Annotated in this window: 14 protein-coding genes; 4 read left to right on the plus strand and 10 right to left on the minus strand. The window is 42.2% G+C overall.

The features are described from left to right. Positions 1–44: 44 nt before the first annotated feature. The 3 genes from CL667_12590 to CL667_12600 form a co-directional block, all read right to left on the minus strand. The gene (locus tag CL667_12590; GenBank protein ID MAL18535.1) at positions 45–974 is read right to left on the minus strand and encodes a cation transporter; all 930 of its coding nucleotides are present in this window, start codon (positions 972–974) and stop codon (positions 45–47) included. 141 nt (positions 975–1,115) lie between these two features. Continuing rightward, entirely contained in the window at positions 1,116–1,580 is a 465-nt protein-coding gene (locus tag CL667_12595) for a hypothetical protein (protein ID MAL18536.1), read from the minus strand. A gap of 40 nt (positions 1,581–1,620) precedes the next feature. Further along, positions 1,621–2,898: a hypothetical protein gene (locus tag CL667_12600; GenBank protein ID MAL18537.1), complete on the minus strand. Its 1,278-nt coding sequence runs from the start codon at positions 2,896–2,898 to the stop codon at positions 1,621–1,623. A 182-nt stretch (positions 2,899–3,080) separates the two neighbouring features. On the opposite strand from CL667_12600, the gene CL667_12605 reads away from it, so the two are divergent. Together CL667_12605 and CL667_12610 are read left to right on the plus strand one after the other, a co-directional pair. Beyond that, the gene (locus CL667_12605; protein ID MAL18538.1) at positions 3,081–4,973 is read left to right on the plus strand and encodes a hypothetical protein; all 1,893 of its coding nucleotides are present in this window, start codon (positions 3,081–3,083) and stop codon (positions 4,971–4,973) included. Positions 4,974–4,976: 3 nt separating this feature from the next. Then, entirely contained in the window at positions 4,977–9,527 is a 4,551-nt protein-coding gene (locus tag CL667_12610) for a hypothetical protein (GenBank protein MAL18539.1), read from the plus strand. A gap of 229 nt (positions 9,528–9,756) precedes the next feature. On the opposite strand, the gene CL667_12615 is transcribed toward CL667_12610, so the two are convergent. From CL667_12615 to CL667_12625, 3 genes are all read right to left on the minus strand, one after another. Next, positions 9,757–10,671 carry an MBL fold metallo-hydrolase gene (locus CL667_12615; protein ID MAL18540.1) on the minus strand — a complete coding sequence of 305 codons (915 nt, stop codon included), beginning with the start codon at positions 10,669–10,671 and terminating at the stop codon, positions 9,757–9,759. A 606-nt stretch (positions 10,672–11,277) separates the two neighbouring features. Continuing rightward, complete coding sequence (locus tag CL667_12620) at positions 11,278–11,943, minus strand: hypothetical protein (protein MAL18541.1); 666 nt, start codon at positions 11,941–11,943, stop codon at positions 11,278–11,280. Continuing rightward, on the minus strand, positions 11,943–12,314 hold the full coding sequence (locus CL667_12625; GenBank protein MAL18542.1) for a chaperonin: 372 nt from the start codon (positions 12,312–12,314) through the stop codon (positions 11,943–11,945). The genes CL667_12620 and CL667_12625 overlap by 1 nt, the downstream gene beginning before the upstream one ends. Before the next feature lie 77 nt (positions 12,315–12,391). On the opposite strand from CL667_12625, the gene CL667_12630 reads away from it, so the two are divergent. After that, complete coding sequence (locus tag CL667_12630; GenBank protein ID MAL18543.1) at positions 12,392–12,844, plus strand: hypothetical protein; 453 nt, start codon at positions 12,392–12,394, stop codon at positions 12,842–12,844. 275 nt (positions 12,845–13,119) lie between these two features. Further along, positions 13,120–13,956 carry a retinol dehydrogenase gene (locus CL667_12635; protein ID MAL18544.1) on the plus strand — a complete coding sequence of 279 codons (837 nt, stop codon included), beginning with the start codon at positions 13,120–13,122 and terminating at the stop codon, positions 13,954–13,956. Positions 13,957–14,302: 346 nt separating this feature from the next. Here CL667_12635 and CL667_12640 read toward each other — a convergent pair whose 3' ends face one another. The 4 genes from CL667_12640 to CL667_12655 all read right to left on the minus strand — a co-directional run bounded on the left by CL667_12640 (position 14,303) and on the right by CL667_12655 (position 17,947). Continuing rightward, the gene (locus CL667_12640; protein MAL18545.1) at positions 14,303–14,506 is read right to left on the minus strand and encodes a hypothetical protein; all 204 of its coding nucleotides are present in this window, start codon (positions 14,504–14,506) and stop codon (positions 14,303–14,305) included. Positions 14,507–14,671: 165 nt separating this feature from the next. Next, positions 14,672–15,148: a hypothetical protein gene (locus tag CL667_12645; GenBank protein MAL18546.1), complete on the minus strand. Its 477-nt coding sequence runs from the start codon at positions 15,146–15,148 to the stop codon at positions 14,672–14,674. 311 nt (positions 15,149–15,459) lie between these two features. Continuing rightward, positions 15,460–17,724: a heavy metal translocating P-type ATPase gene (locus CL667_12650; GenBank protein ID MAL18547.1), complete on the minus strand. Its 2,265-nt coding sequence runs from the start codon at positions 17,722–17,724 to the stop codon at positions 15,460–15,462. A 4-nt stretch (positions 17,725–17,728) separates the two neighbouring features. Then, entirely contained in the window at positions 17,729–17,947 is a 219-nt protein-coding gene (locus CL667_12655) for a heavy metal transporter (GenBank protein MAL18548.1), read from the minus strand. Positions 17,948–18,146 lie beyond the last annotated feature (199 nt).

Raw genomic sequence — 18,146 nt, forward strand, 5'->3', positions numbered from 1 at the left:
ATACGAAACTTCATCAACACAGCACTTCTGCGATAATGAAAACTCTAATGCTTATGAACAACTTCGTGGCTGTGAGCTCCACATGGTTCAAATTCAAACTCGAGCGTACTGTGATGAATTTCGAACTCGTCGTGCAGTATTTTTTTAAGGGATGATTTTATAGACTCCATATCACCAATATCGTCTTTTTCGATAACTACATGGCTTTCTAATAAAGTGCTCTTTTCATCAAGCCTCCAAACATGGACATGATGCACATCGCACACTTTTTCTACGCTTTTCATACTGGTTGTGAGCTCAGAAATATCAATGCCCTCCGGCTTCGACTCCATCAAAATATTGATGGTTTCACGAAGCATATAATAGGAATGCCAAAGAATGTAGATCCCAATTATAACTGTCAGAATCGTATCTACGATATACCACTCATACTTCAGAATTAACCAACCGCCAATAATCACCCCAACCGAAGAAAGTCCATCTGACAGAATATGGATGAAAGCACTCCTCATGTTGATGTTATCTTTCGAGTCTTTCCAGAGTAATGCAGCCGTTGCAAAATTTCCTATCAATCCTACAATAGCTACCACAAACATGATGTAACCATCAATAGGCTGAGGATCAAAAAAGCGCTCTACTCCTTCTTTGATCAGGAATAAAGCTACAATCACCAATGTAATCAGGTTTATAAAAGCACCGATAATTTCAGCTCGTTTGTAACCAAATGTTTTGGAGGGATTGGCTCCCTTTTTTGAAATCTTCTTGGCAACTAGGGTTATTCCTAACGACATCGTGTCGTTCAGGTTGTGGATAGCATCAGAAAGAAGAGCTAAGCTATTGGAAAGTATACCACCCACAAACTCAGCAATGGTGATTGCCAGATTAAAGAATATAGAAGCCCACAGCTTCCAAATAGAGGCATCATCTACATTATTATGATGATGGTGGTGATGATGATTATGATTATGGCCCATATATATGTGCTTTTCTCTTAGTTAAAGCAGCTAAAATATAACAGATTTAGTTACTGAACAGTTTGAAGATGGGACTTAAAAAAGAAAAGATACTTGCTGATTTCTGCCTTCTTCTTGTCTAATATTTTGACGCACTAGAAATTAAGAATGCTCTACGTACCAAATTGCAAAACTTGCAATCAAAGAAACTAAGAACAGGAAGTAGGCTTGCTTAACTGGTTTATCAGGCAGGAAGTTGTAGAGTGGGTTTTCAATAAAAAAAGCTTCTAACTGCTCCCGGCGAGACTTTTCTTCCGGAGCCAGCTCAGCTTCTTTCTTGACTAATACTTCAGCATCGCCATCAATTTCTTTCAGGCTTTCATTCAAGAATCCGGCTATAGTATATTGATCTACTTTACCGAGGTTACTTGCAATAAGGTAAGCGGGCGTACCCACCATAAAAATAGCTATACCAACTATAGACCGGTCAAGTACCGAGAGTTCTACAACCAACCCAAGTGCCATGCTTATTAAAATGCCTAAGCCCATGATGCAAAGTAATGCACTCAAAACCAGTCTTAGCTTCCAGTTATAAATTCCTTCTAGTAGTACTTGTGAACCTGTCATTGCCTTTTATTTAATTGTCCAGAATATGTGCATCCCAAATTTAGTTTTCAAGAGCTGTTTTCTCCCATTCATCCAATAATAACTGCATAAGAGACCTTATGGCTGAGCGTGATACGGCCTCCATATCCTCCTCCGTGATTTTATCGTTTACCTCGTAAGTAACCGCATCAATGCCAAAGGTATGATAAAACCAGTTTTTTGCAATAGGAGATGAAGTGTCAAATTCTTCAATATTGAAAGCCACATTCGGGTTTTCCGAAACCACCTTTCCAGTCCATTTTTGTGTGATGTTATCCGGAGACGTTCTCACTTCTTCATTAATTGGATAAAAGATATTTTCGTTGGTTGAATGAAAATCCAGCGCATAGAACATCACTTTTGATTCATCTTTTTTAATAGGCGTCAGGGCATCTCTCACCACTCTGTTTTCGGGTTGATTGAAGTTTTCCCAATCCCTGTTTAAGTCAACACCTCCGGCATTATGCCGCCAGTGGCCCATATCAACCCCATCTGGATTTAGCATTGGAAATGCTTCTACTATAAAGGTCTCTCGGAATCTTTTTGCTAAGTCCGTATCTGAGGCCAGTTCCTCCAGGAAAAATAATGAGGCAACGTACCCAGTCACTTCGGGAGGGTGCTGCCGACCCACCATAGCCAGAACAGGTGCCTTCTGACCTTCCGGAACTTCGGTAATCTCCAGCTTCCAAATAGTGCGTCCAAGCTTAGATTTTCCAGCTTCTTCTATCTGTACAAAATCTTTGCCAAGCACACCTCGCTTTTTAAGCTCGGGCTTTATTTCTGAGGATGTGTTCAAAGGCTGTCCACTTATTATGATTGGATCTTTGGCGAGAAGCACATTAAATGAGGCCGTGCCGGATACCGTGTCATATTCAACGGGTAATTGCATTTGCTCTTTCCAGATACTGTCGGGCCATACCCAGCTCTGCAGCTTTGGAATATATCTGTGTGTGGCATCCCGGTAATTTAGCCTTATCTTTGCTGTTCGAACGGTATCGCTCCATACTTTAAAAGCGTACCATGGACTATTATTTATAGGATAATTTTCCGACTCGATAAAAACCTCAAATGTGGAGTCATTAACAGCATAAAAATCATTCACGCGAGCGCCTTCAAATTCGTTACTAATCCAGACCTTTGGTGAGCCAACCCCAATTACCCTACGATCTTGAAGTTTTATTTTTTTGTCGGTCGTATTGGTGACGTCAGGTGGATCGTAAGAAAAGCCTGTAAACTCTTCCGTGCTTTTGCACGAAATCAGCAATAGTGAAACAATTGTTACCAGAAAATACTTAATCATAAAAGGACGTTGCTTGCATTAATAATGCAACAAAATTTAAAGCTTAAACTAAGATTTCAAAGATAACTAACATTCAGTTATACTTATCTCAAATAATATAAATCACTCGTTTGTTTACTACTAATTTAAAACTTCTAATTCGGCTGCTCTCGCTACTTGGCGTCTTCTGCCTGTCATTTAATATGGCAAATGCACAGGATGATTCTGATGATCCGGTACCACCACGGGTATGGAGTGTTAAGGTTGAAGGAAACAGAACTTTTGAATCTATTGTAATCAAAGATGTGATTTACAATGAATCTCCCTCTCCCTTAAAAAAGTTAATCTTTTGGAAAAAACCGGGAATGCTGCTAAACCTCAATGAGGTAAAAAGGGACGTTATCCGGATACAGCGGTTTTACCAGCGGCGTGGATTTGATGATGTAATAGTGAACTACAGAATAGAAGACTTGAATAAAGACTGGAGGAAATCAGTCATATTCGAAATTACGGAAAACACACCTATTCGAATTGAGACGGTTGATTTTGAAATTGCCTCATCTGAAGAAGACAGCTCCCTTATTATTAACAATGATGATTTTAGCCAGATCAAGAAAAAACTACCATATAAAAAGGGACAGCGATACGAGACGATTAATATAACTGAGGAGGAAGGACGGCTCACCGGATCCCTGAGAAACCTTGGTTATCCTTATGCCAAAACTCAAATCAATGCAGATATTGACAGCGTTTCTAAAAAAGCCTACCTAAACCTGATAAGCACACCGGGGCCACGAGCACGGTTTGATTCTGTTATTGTTGAGGGAGAAGAAAATCTGGCTGCAAAATACATTATTCGCGAAACTGGAATTGACCGTGGTGAATTATTCCGCGAAAACAAACTCAGGGAAGCACAACGTGAGGTATTCAGTCATCATCTCCTTCGCTTTGCATTGATTAACATTCCTGAACAACCCCAAGATTCTTCCATAAATGTCCAGGTTCGTGTTAAAGAAGCTCCCCTTCGGTCTGTTCAGCTTCAGTTTGGGGTTGGTAACTTAACCCGCATTGATGACGGCTGGGCTGATTTCTATAAAATATTCCGCGGACAAGCTTCGTGGACACATCGAAATGTACGGAGCCGTGGTGAACGACTGACTGTTACTGCGAATGCATCAGCCATTGAGCAACGATTTGGGACTACCTACTTGTTTCCGTACTTGTATAACACGAAAAGCTCGCTGGTACTTTCTCCATTTGTACAGCACAAGCTGGAGCCTTCTTATGAAATTGTTCGAGGTGGTGCTGTCAGTAGTTTTATCTATCAATATAGCCCGAATCTTACGGGTACTATTTCCTATGAATTTACCCTGAACAATGAGGTTACCTTAAATTCACAGGAAAGCCTGCCAGACAGTATCGAAGCTTACAACGTTTCCTCTTTTAATTTGAATGCTTTTTATTCTAAGAGTCTGCGTCGAGGTCAAAAAGGGTGGTCTCTTCAACCTTTTTGGGAGTTATCAGGACTATTTGGAGAAGCAACCTACAGCTTCCAGGAATTTGGCATGGATACCCGGAAGTTCACATCCTTAACTGACAACATTGTATTCGCCAAACGGTTAAACTTTGCCGGAATCTATTATGCCAAGCAAGACTCTCTCCCATCCGATATTCGAATATACAGTGGAGGCACAAACTCCGTCCGTGGATGGAACCGGCAGGAACTGGGGCCTAAGCGCGCCATCATTAATGAACAAGGAGAGTTTGAACAATTTGTCCCGATTGGTGGCCGTGCGATGGTTAGTTTTAATACCGAATTTCGTTTTCAGCTGAATGACTTAATCAAAGGCTTTGGCGTTGCTGCTTTTTTAGATGGCGGACAGGTTTGGAGAAATTTTGGTGATACCGGCACAAGCCCAATACAATTTGGTGTTGGAGGAGGCTTCAGGTATCAATCCCCTATTGGCCCAATCCGGATTGACCTCGCTTATAAAGTCAACCCTACTGATGAGGATTTACGTATTTATCAGGGGCAGAATTTTGGAAGTGCCTGGGACCGGTGGGGCCTCCACTTTAGTATAGGGCAAGCATTTTAACGTATGAGTGAAAACAAACCACATATCGCAGTCCGTATCTTAAAAGCTTTAGGGTGGACTATATTCAGCTTAGTCGTTTTGGCTACTGCGCTTCGGTTCTCGCTCAAAACATCAGCTGTACATAACTTTGCAAAAAGCAAAGTCACTGAACTTGCAAATCAGCAGCTGAACGGAACCCTAAGTATCGGTGATATTAACGGTGATTTATGGAATGACTTCTCAATCATTAACCTGACAATCACTCAATCTGACACTCTTGCTACTCTAGATACCGCACGAATTCAATACAACATTTGGAGCTTACTCGACTATACTTTCAGTGCTTCCCAAGTCAGTATTTCAGGCTTAAATGCCAATGTAATTGAAACCGCTGACAGCACCTTTAATGTTCAGCAATTGATAAAACCCGCCACTCCCAAGGGTCAAGTTGAAGACAGCTCAAGCACGCCTTTTGCCGTAGATATTCAGGCTATAAATCTCAATAACAGCAATATATTTGTACGGTCACATTCTTACCTCCCGGATTCAACTTTGCGGGTAAAAGACCTAAATGCCTCAGCTGGTTTTAGTTTATATGATGAAATTTCAGCCTCGCTATCCTCCCTCTCTTTTAAACTGATAGAAGGCAGGCTTCCAAACCCAATCGCTTTTGAAACGTCGGGTTCTTATTCCGATCAGGAAATCACACTAAACCAATTGGTTATTGAAACAGGCCGTTCCATGTTGAAGGCTAATGGTTTTGCAAATCTTCAGGACTCGACACTACAGGCTCAAGCCGATACCCGGCCCATTTCCTTTGCAGATATTCAGCCTTATTTAACTCAGGAAATTCCTGCACAGGAACTGCAGATTAGCTTAAAAGCAGGTGGAAATCCCGATTCGTTGCACATTGAATTGAAAGCAGAAGGTGAAGGCTTTGATGACTTTGTTGCCATCTCCGATCTTTCTTTCACGAGAAGCCCAACCCTGACAAAATTTGGGGTAAGCGCTCAAAATATTGATGTCGGTTATTTCACAAATGATTCTGTAAAAGCTACCATCTCCGGTTTTCAGGCGACCGTTGAGGGACAAATCACACAAGATTACCCTGCCATGAATGCCACCTGGGGATTTACTTTTTATGATATTAGCTATCAGCAGTATGTATTTGAGCGATTTTTTGGAAGCGGCACCATTATAAATGGAGAGCTACGATCTAATTTCCAAGTTAGTGATGGGGAAGATAAAATTGTCATCAACCCTTATGTAGATCAACTATTTGGTGACTCACCAAACTGGCGGGCTCCCCTTTTTGCTTCTAATCTGGATATTGGATGGTGGTTACAAAACCCTGAATTAACCGGTGAGTTAAGTTTCAGAGGCAATGCTGCTGGTAAAGGGTTCGAGCTTTCTGACGAGACCTGGACTTTCAGTCTCAAAACATCCAGATCCATGAACCGGCCTCCAAGGATCAAAGAAGATGAAAATGGAAAACCTGTAGCGATTTTTCCAAGCGTTGTGGATGACACACTAAGAGTCAACGGTCAGGTGATCTCGCTATTTGATATTGATGGAAGCATCAACAAAGATTCGCTACGTGTTGATGGCTTTGTACAGCTACTTACTGACCGTATTAACTTCTCTACGGTACTCAATGATTATTCAAGCGAAAAACCGACTTATAATTTTGACCTGAATACATCTGAATTTGATTTAACTGAAGTGAATGGACTCGAGGAATTCCCAACCCGAATTAATCTAAAAGCCAATGGCTCAGGCACTTACTTCGATCCGGAGAAATTAGAACTTCAAGCTAACCTTCTTATTGATTCCAGCTATGCCAATGGGGCTTCTTTTGATCGGCTGAACATTATCGCTAATCTGAATAATAATATTCTCACAATATCTGAAGGAGAGCTAAATAGCGAAGTGATTGAAGGAGAGTTTTCCGGTCGCCGAAATCTCGAAGATCAGTCCGATCCTTTAAATAAGTTCAACCTTGATATGCAGATCAAAAACCTGCAGCCGTTAGCCTCTTTGGTCGGAGCTCAAACGTTGAGTGCTTCGGGTACAGTTACAGGAAATGTGACAGAAATTACCCCCGGAAACCTCCTATTTGATGGTGGAATTCAGCTTAATGATATTAATTACGACACTTTATTCTACGCAAACTCCATTTCAGGAAATACCAAAATATCTATTCAGGATCAGTATGGGTATGATTTCTCTCTTAATATCACAGAACCCACTTTTAATGATTTAAGCCTTCAGGATATCAGTCTCTCTACTTTGGGCACCGCGAGTCCCGACTCTGTCTCCGGGAACTTCAACCTCGATATCTCCAGTGATGATGCCGGGAAAATTTCACAGTCCGGAAACTTCGGTGTCAGCCTTGAATCACTCAAAACACATATCCTATGGAATACCTTCACTTTCCAAACGCCGGCCAGTTTACTTTCACTTCAGGCACCGTTCAACCTCACTTATCAGGATGCCTCAATACAAACCGATACGCTTGTACTAAGCTCAGATGACGGAACATATATGAGTTTAGCAATCCCATACGCCGACTCCCTTAATCAGGAAGCCTGGGCGAGTGGACGGGATTTTAACTTTGGTGTCATCCAGGAAATTCTTTTTGATGAGCGTTTTGTTGATGGAATTCTTTCCGGTAACCTGAGCTTTAAAAATAGCCCGGAAGAATTATCAGGCGACGGCCAGTTTACCGTCGATAATCTGGTCTATAAAGGTACAAATGTTGATGTTTTAGACCTCGAATATTACATCGCCTCCAAGCGACTTAAAGCCGAGCTTGGGCTGATTATGAATGGAGAGGAAAAAGTATATGGAAATCTGGATATCCCGTTTGTTCCTGAAGATCCAGAGACTTTGGGCGATGCTTTCTTCAGGGAATCGGTAAGTGGAGTACTCGTTATCAATCCCGTTCGGCTGAGTGAATTTCAAAGCATATTAGATGCGTATCAAATTACCGGAACCGAAGGTATTATCAGCTTTAACGGGGAGCTTTCCGGAACGGCTGGCGAGCCTAATTTTGATGGCGCTTTAACACTGGGAGACCCTACTCTTTCCGGCATTAAAATTGATTCTGCTTTTGCTGAATTCAAATACCATCACCTTGAGAAAAACGTAACTACAAATGCCGAAATTAATGCCCAGGGGCAGACGGCTGCATCTATCCGCTCCAGATTACCAATCTCTGTCGATTTCAGAACCATGGCTTTAAATATGCCGGATGAAACTGATTCTATTTCGGTAAACATGATCACCGACAACTTTAACCTTTCGGTGTTCAATGACTTCCTTGATAAACAATATCTAAACCGATTACGCGGAGTTCTGAATGCTGATATCAATATTGAAGGGACTACGAATACCCTCACGCCAAAAGGATATTTCCGACTGCAGAACGGCCAAATTTCAGTACCAATCGCAGGTATAAAATTGACAGGAATTACTTCTGAACTCAACTTTAGTCAGTCTGGCTTACAGCTTAGTCAGCTTAGTGCCCGCAGTGGAAGCGGCTCCTTTTCAGCTTCGGGAAATATTGATTTGGAAGGTATTGTTCCAACTAACTTAGACATAACAGCCAAAGCAAACCGATTCCGGTTGGCCAACACTTCCGATTATAACCTAACTATAGACCTGGACAGTAAACTCACCGGTAAGCCAACCCAGCCTAAAGCATCCGGAGAATTACGGGTTAAGAACGGCTTTGTATTTCTTCAGGATTTTGGGGAAAAATCGGTTGAGACCATAGAACTTGAAGGTGAAGAAACTTCTTCGTTCAGCGCTTATGACTCCCTTGCAATGGATATGCGGTTTGTTATTGAGCGGAATTTCCTGATTCGAAATAGCAGATATCTTGACTTGGAAATTGCACTCACCGGAGAGCTGGATGCCCAGAAGCAACGAAGCGAAGACCTGCAACTATTCGGCACTTTAGATGCTCAACGCGGATATGTGCGCCCTCTTGGCAAGCAATTTACGCTGGATGAAGGTACGTTTACTTTCAGCGGGCCGGTCGAGGAGCCTGATTTATTTATCAAAACCAGTTATGTGCCTCAATCATCGCAAAAACAGGGCGACCCTATTATCCTCTACTACATTATTGAGGGAAATGCCCAAGATCCGACTTTCCGATTTGAAAGCCAGCCACAAATGGAACAGCAAGATATAATCTGTTACACCTTGTTCAACAAACCTTGCTATGCTCTTGAATCCTGGCAACAAGTGGTGAGTGGAAGCGGCGGCTCTTCCCCAACCGATTTACTGGTAGATGTGCTTTTGGATGAATTTGAAGCTCTCGCTACCCAGCAGCTGGGCATTGACGTCGTTCAGATTGACAACTCCTCGATAAACGGAGGTACGTCTATCAAAACAGGTTGGTACTTAAACCGACGCACCTTCTTCGCTATTGTGAATGAGATCAGCAGCACGACTCCTGAAACACTCTTTATCCTGGAATATCTTCTTACCAAAAATCTGGATCTAATTATTACCCAGGGAGATGATAACCGGCAAGGAATCGATATTCGCTGGCAGTACGACTATTGAAAGTATAAAAGTGTTTAGGTGTTTAAGTGCTTAAGTGCTTACGTGTTGATACTTAAACACTCTAACACTTCAACACTTAGTCTCCCCCCTGCAGCATTCTTCAGCGTTGATTCCACAAGCAGAACATTGACCATGACCGTGAACCCAAACCAGTTCGGCTACCTGCCCACAAAACAGGCATCGGCGTTTGGTTTCCTTATTAGTATTTGTTTGGGGTGATGTTGGTACTTTATCCATCGCCTTCAGTGAGTTCAGCATATGCTACTTCAAGATTAGCACTCAGCGGCAGCCTCCAGCCCGGTGCTTTAAATTCCTCAAAACCGGGTAAGGTTTCGATGCCCGTTATTTCCTCTTTCGACTTTCCTGCATCAATTCCCTTCTGGGTATAATCAAGTAATTCGGCTAAGAAGTCTTTCATAACCATGAGGTCTTCGTTACTCCCAGTAATTCCATAATCCGTGTTACCATGGCCAAAGATATACACCGCATCTTCAGGAAGATCTTCGGCAGTCTTATTGAGCGTTGTGACCCAGTTGGAAATTGAGGCTCCTGAGCCCCGATCAATAAATGGATGAGCTCGATTAAACATCAAATCTCCCATGTGAGCTACATTCGCTTTTTCGAAATAGATTACGGAATCGCCACTTGTATGGGCGCGGCCATAATGGGTCAAATGAACAACTTCATCACCTACCGTTTCTTTCCATGAGGTTTCGTACGTCGTATCGGGATAAACCTGGGCGTCTAAAGTTTCTTGTCCGCGAGACTCTGCAGCTTTTCTCTGTAAATCAGGCACATTCTGATGAGCCACAATTCGCTTCACCTTATCCTTAAATACTGGGTTTCCTGCAGTGTGATCGCCGTGATGATGCGTATTAATCAGCATATCAAAATCAATATCTGTCATCTCCTCCAAACCTGTTACACAATTTTGTGCCGATTCCGGAAACTGGGAGTCGATAATAACAACGGCATCACTATTAACCAACCATCCGATGGTCCCACCGCTTCCTCTAAACGTTCCAACATTTCTTCGAAGAGTTGTAAACGGACTGTCCTGCCCCAGTGCAAAAAGTTTATGGAATGGCATAGTTGCAGCCGCTCCCATTAAAGCAGATTTCAATATAAATTCCCGACGTTTCATATGGCTTCTAATTAGGTTAAGGTGAAGATGCTCATTCAACGCAATATAAAAGACAAAACATTCCGTGCAAGCTTTGAATAGCTATTTCGAGCTATAATACGTGCCGAGGCAGAGTGTCAGTACGAGGAAGAGTCAGTTTATGTCTGGTTTTATTAGCCACTAAATATCTAAAGCACAAAAAGGTTAGGGAAACGGATTTGTAATCAGTTTTGAATTGCTATTTATTTCTTTGATACTATGTTAGCAAACATAACTTCGTTAGTCCTGAGTGATTACATCTTTTCCCCTTAAGAGCTTATCAAGCATTCGACCTCTTCTGTCTTTACTGAATCGAGTTCAGCACAGGCCTCCTTCACAAGGAGAAGGACGCGTTGATAAAATTCATAATCATGAACATATATCGCAGCTATTATAAGATTAGAAAAAGTCTCTCCTTGAGAAGGAGAGATTTAGAGAGGTCGGAGGTATAGGGCTAGAAATAGTTACCGCCTGACTGTGAATATTAACCAATAACGTCTACTCAAAAGCCCACCTTATTTCCTTTCAGCGAACATCCGTAACATCCGCTTTATCCGTGTTCAATTCCGAAGTTTGTAGAAGAACAGCTCAGCTCATTCCTCGATAGCGGCCAGGCTTGTGATTAATCGCCAGAATGATATTCAATGCAATAGAAGCAAGCACCGAAAAGGCTACCGCCTTCCAATCCACAATAAAGAATGCCGCGCAAATAATGATGACATCCGCCACCATTTGAAATTTACCGGCACTGATATCATAATTCTCCTGCAGGAAGATGGACACGATATTCAATCCGCCCAAGCTGGCCTTGTGACGGAATAATGCCAGCAAGCCACTGCCAATCAAGAAGCCACCTAAAATGGCAGCAAACCAGGGATTGATCTCTCCAAATTCAAATATCAGCGGTATCATTTCGGTGAGGAAAGAAACCGTAAAAACAGCCAAAAAGGTTTTGATGGTGAATTCCCAGCCCAGCTTTTTGACCGCTAACACATAAAATGGAAGATTGATCACAAAAAAGATCGGCCCGAAGGTAAAGGGGGTAGCATACTGAGTCAGGAAGGCTACTCCGGCTGTACCGCCAATCAAAAAATTCATATGGGAAAAAATAGCGATGCCAAAAGAGGCTAATAATGAGCCAATGATAATGCCTTGAACATCATCAAAAATGGAGTGTTTCTTTACGCTGGGCGGTGATTGTTCTTCTTGGGTTTTCTCTTGTCTCTTTTCGTCGGGGGATTGGGTTTGTGTCATTAAGTCGTTTCTTCATCCCGGATGAGCAACAAGATTGCTGCGTGCGGGACGATTAAATATTTTTCGTTTTCAAATTCAATTTCATAAGCCTGCTTTTTCAGGAAGATGGCTAAGTCGCCCTCAATGGCCTGCATGCCGATATACTTTGTATCTGTGCTTCCCTTCCATGTTTCTTCAATATCGGTATTGGGAATAGGATAGCCCGGTCCAGTCTTCACGATATAACCGCTTTGGATTTCCTCCTTCTCTTTGACCGAAGCCGGAAGCACCAATCCACTGCGCGTATGGGTTTCCATATCGCGGGGTTTGATGAGTACGCGATCACCTACTACAACAAATTTTTCAATAGAATTCAGATATTCTTGTATCATGTCTTTTGCTTTAGTTCAAAGATAAGGAATTTGATACTTCAATAAACCGTTAGCGTGAATCATTCACACCACTAAAAATGAACTTATCAAGAGCCACAATTTTTCTCTGCATAGCAGGAGTATTTACATCATATGGACATTTCAAAAACCTTAAAAAAGATCCTTGTTGGGCAGAAGACGATTATTTGAGAGAGGTTATGGAACATTTCATTACAAGTGAGAATTGGTCGCCAGAGAGAATTGAAACCGGAACTACTCATTTATCCACCTCACAAATTGAACTGCTCACCAACTCACAAGATTTCCAGACCTGTGTAGATTTGAATGAAGAGTTTGAAGAAGCTATTGCAGCCACCTGGAACAATAATGACAGGAAATTTGACTTCAATTACTATAAAGCCGGGAATTTCTTTTTTGTTATAACTGGAATGGCTCAAAGTTCCGATCCGAATATTCTAGTATCGGGAGTTACCACAATTAGTATTTTTGATAACAATCTGAATGTTTTAGGTGGATATTCTTTCCGCTAACTACAATATGTAAATGGAATTGGACTAAAAATCTCTTAAGTCTTATAGCCAGCCCATATAGTTGCTTTAACCCAACTTTATCGAGCGATGAATCAATCGGAATAGAAATGTGTATCTTCAACAGGACTTCACCCATATTGGAATCGTGCAGGGTTATTCTTTTGAAGATTCCTCGTACTATGATTGAGAGTCCTTCCAAACATATTCTACTCGGAATGACTCTTATGTATTCTATCTTTGATTAATTTTGAATCGAGCTGTTTAACCTTCTTTTTATGAACAACAAATTATGTGTAATCACCGGGGCTAATTCCGGTATCGGTTTTGAAACTACAAAGGCGCTGGCTAAACAAGGCGCATATATTGTGATGGTTTGCCGGAATGAAGACAAAGCTGAAGCTGCCCGCCAGCAGATCATTGATGAAACGTCAAATCCGGGCATTGAAATCGTGCTTTGTGATTTTGCCATCCAGTCTGAAATACGAACAGCGGCCGAACACATCAAAAAGAATTACGAGAAAATAGATGTGCTGATTAATAATCATGGCTTTGTTGCTGCTGAACGAGAAGAAACAGTAGATGGGCTGGAAAAGACTTTTGCCGTAAACCACATTGGCTACTTTTTATTCACCAATTTATTACTGGATCACATCAAAGCCTCCGACTATGCGCGTATTGTAAGCGTTGCTTCCGAAGCTCATAAAACCGGAGAGTTTAATCCCGAAAACATTCAGCTTTCAGAGGGATTTTCTCCAATGAAAGCTTATGGGAATTCAAAGCTTTTCAACATTCTGTTCACTAAAGAGCTTGCTCATCGCCTAACTGAAACCCATGTAACTGCCAACTGCCTTCATCCGGGTGTAGTCGCTTCAAATTTCGCCCAAAGTGGCAGCTGGCTGTTGAGGACCTTCTTCACCATTGGAAAGCTGTTTATGGTTTCTCCAAAAAAGGGAGCCCAAACTTCTATTTATCTGGCTACATCTGATGATGTGGAGAATGTGAATGGTGCTTACTTCAAAAACGAAAAAGCAGCCACACCAAGTAAAACCGCCCGAGATGCGGATGCTGCGGCAGAACTCTGGAAGATGAGTGAAAAGCTCTGTGGGATGTAAATCAGTAAAAGAATTCATTGTTGTAGAAGTAAGGTGTGTCAAATAAGAACCAATATTCAAGCTTCTGATACTTGGCTACTACCCTAAATCGACACAAACATTTGCAGATCCCTCGTATATGACATCGAAACATCCCTTACACTTTGCTCTCGGGATGACAATTAAGTAAAAACAGCCATTAGAAAGGTTATTACATCGTATCCAACGCCGTTGTCATTTCGAATGAAATGAGAAATCTAAGGATGAAAAGCTCGACATTCGTTGCCTGTTTTAGAAAAAATATCCTGACATAAAAAAGCCCGAACTAACTGAATAGTCCGGGCTCGATTTCTTAAATACCTGAATGCTACTTAATATTCATTTTTGAGATTACAATACCTGCCACCAATACTACAGCTGAAATGATGATTGGAGTATAATCTCCTGTACTTATTGCTACATCTGCTCCAAATGCTTCAAATGATTCGGAGTTTTCAAAATATTGGTACCCATAGAAAATAATGCCGATTAATCCACCGGCTGTTAAAATTCCACCAATCGCCTTTTTCATAATTAGTTGTTTTGTTTGTATTCACCTTATTAAAGACTTTAAGTGGCATTTTGTTTCATATTTTTATGTAAAACACATAAAAAAAGCCCTTATCACTACAATAAAGGCTTTGTCAATTTCAAAAAATTCAGATTTCGGGCATCCGCCGCGAAATAACTGCTAAGTTTAGTAAGAAGAGAACACGCTGGTGGTTCCGTCTTTCTTCAGCAAAAGCACGTCGTAACTGTCCGGCATTTGTCCCGGCATTTCCATTCCCGGTGAGCCTGTTGGCATTCCCGGCACGGCAAGTCCGATAGCATCAGGTTTTTCTTTTAGAAGGCGTTCTACATCAGCTCTGGGTACGTGACCTTCAACCACATAATCACCAATCATTGCGGTGTGGCAAGACGCCATTTCGCGAGAAATTCCATTCTGTTGTTTCACCTGCATCAAAACAGGAGTTGGTACTTCTTCAACTGCAAAATCTCCTTCCATCATATGACTGCCCCATCGGGTACAGCACTCACAACCTTGATTCTTATACATTACCACCTCGGTCTTGTCGGACATCATGTTGCTTGCGGAACTTCCCGGCCAAAATAGATAACCGGCAACACCCGCTGTTACCAATAGTCCAATAATCAATATCTTATTATTACTCATGTTCAATCTTTGTTTTTAAAAATGATTTGCGTCAAGATAACTCTCTTTCGGCAATTTTGTTTTATCAGAGCTATCAAAATAAGTTAAAGGTTGAGGGGTTAGTAAAATGGTTCTTCTATGCTGGGGCATTCTGGTTGCTCTGCTGCGGAAGCTTAACTTGAGGCTGAGCCTCAGACGTACATTACGGAGCGGAGCTCCGTAACGAGGTTTGGACTACAAAACAACAACAAGCCCTACCCATTCATCAGACGAGCTGTAGTCGTCAGATGAAGATGTGGGAATGGATTGTGACTCTTTGCCTATCAATTATGCTAATCCAGCTTCGCCTTTCCTAATCTTCTTGAATTAAAAACTACATTTATTGAACTAAATGCCATCGCTGCTTCGGCGAGTAGTGGATGGAGCCATCCTACGAAAGCCAGCGGAATCATGATCAGGTTGTAGAAGAAGGCCCAGAATAGGTTTTGCTTAATTTTTGTGAAGGTTTTATTGCTGAGATTTATCGCACGAATCACGGCTGACAAATCTCCTTTCACCAATACTATATCGCCGGATTCAATCGCCACATCGGTTCCGGTTCCAATAGCAATCCCAACATCCGCAAGGGTAAGCGCCGGGGCATCATTAATTCCATCGCCTACCATCGCCACTACTTTTCCGGCTTCTTGTAATTTTCGTATCTCATCTGATTTTTGGTCGGGCAGCACTTCCGCAATCACCTCATCAATCCCAACCTGATTGGCAATAGCCCGGGCTGTTTTTTGATTATCGCCTGTCAGCATGATGGTTTGTAATCCAAGTTTCTTCAGCTCTGAAATGGCCTGCTTGCTGTCTTCTTTAACTTCATCGGCAATTCCGACGAGCCCTACTAACTTTCCGGCATAGCTTATATAGACGGCCGTTTTAGCCTGTTCTTCCAGTTTCGCTTTTTGGGATGAAGCCTCCTCATCCACTTCGATACCAAGCTCTTCCATCAATCCTGAAGTTCCAACCCCGACGGCACCTTCAGCCAAGATGGCCTTCACTCCTTTTCCCGTGATACTTTCAAATCCCGTGACAGAAATCAGCTCCAGCTCTTTTTCTTTGGCGTGATGTACAACCGCCTGAGCCAATGGATGTTCAGAATTATGCTCCACCGATGCCGCCCATTTCAACACCTCTTCTTCTGAATTTTCTCCAAAAGTGATTACGTCGGTAACCGTTGGTTTTCCTTTGGTGATGGTGCCCGTTTTGTCCAACACAATGGCATTCACATCTTTCATTCGCTGAATGGCTTCCCCTTTTCGGATGAGGATTCCGTTTTCAGCTCCCAGTCCGGAGCCTACCATCAATGCGGTTGGTGTAGCCAAGCCTAAGGCACAGGGACAAGCAATGACCAGCACCGCTATCATTGCATAAAACGCCAACGCCGTTGAGCCTAAATCCGGATTTACCCAGGGAAGGAAACTGGCAGCCCATTCAACAATACCACCAAAGAAAGTGGGAAAAATAAGCCAAAGAGCTAAGGTCATTACGGCAAGTACTAATACCACGGGGACAAATACTTTGGTCACACGATCGGCGAAATCCTGTATAGGAATTTTACTCCCCTGCGCCTCTTCTACCATTTTAATCACCTGATTCAGGAAGGTATCTTTTCCGACTTTGGTAGCCTTCACTTTTAACACACTGTTGGTGTTTAGTGTAGCGCCAATAACCTCGTCGCCTGCTGATTTTTCTACCGGCATGGATTCTCCTGTAGCAATAGATTCATCCACGCTGCTGGTGCCTTCAACAATTTCTCCATCGGTAGGAATCTTCTCTCCCGGTCGAACCAGCATTACATCACCCAACTTTAATTCCTTAATTGGGATTTTTACTTCTTCCCCATCTCGAATAACGGATGCTTCTTTTGCTCCCAGCGTTAATAGCTTTCGGATGGCTTGAGATGCACTTCCCTTGGCTTTGGTTTCGATAAATCGTCCGGTCAAATGGAAAGCCATAATCATACCACCAATCATGGCGAAACTGTGGAAATCCGGTCCATAGCCTAGTTCATGAGACAGCTTCACAAATCCTGTAGAAAGCGAAGCTAATGCCCCGATGGCGATCAGCACATCCATGTTGGGACTCAAGTTCAACGAAGACTTCCACGCACTTTTAATGGTTTCCCAGCCGGGTACAAAAATGGCAAAACCGGAGAGCAAGATCATTCCGGCCTCCATTCCCACAGGTCCCAAAAACATATAGCCGGAAATCCACATAGGCAGCATCCATAAGATCATGATGGCTGTCGGAATGCCGGACCAAATCATGTTCCATTTCGCCACTTCAAATTTCTTCTGCTCTCGCTCTTCAACCTGCTCAGCTTTAGATTTGGTCTCAGATTCATCCCGAACCAAGGTATAACCCGCTTTGGAAATCGCTTCAGCAAAATCATCCGTACTGATGTTGCCTTCATATTCTACAATGGCAGATTCGGTAGCAAGGTTAACACTGGCAGACTTCACCCCTTCCAACGACTCAAGTTGTTTATCTACCGCATTGGCACATCCGGCACAATGCATCCCGTCAATTTGAAGTGTGGCCTTTTCCATTAGTTTATGATTTTACGCCTGTCATTTTATATCCGGCTTTTTCGATTGCTTCTTCAAAATCTGAGTGCTTTAAACCCGCTTCGGCATACGAAACTTCTGCTGTTTCATTCTTCAAATTCACCGATGCAGTTACAACGCCATCTAATGAACTCAAGGCTGATTCCACGCTGTCGGCGCAGCCACTGCATCCCATTCCTGATACTTTTAAAACTGTTGTTTTCATAGCATATATTTTTGTTTACTTATTAATTCTAATTTAACTGCTTTGATAGACTTGTGAATGCATAATACTGATGAATGTTTATCGAATTATGTTTGGCAGGTAATGTTCTATCTTCGCGGCAGGGTTGAAGCCCTTTGCTTGTGTAATGGAATATATTTTTCCCTGAATGAATGGTGAGCGAAGCGAAAAAGCATTCCCG

This window comes from Balneola sp., from assembly GCA_002694685.1.
GTDB lineage: Bacteria > Bacteroidota > Rhodothermia > Balneolales > Balneolaceae > Gracilimonas.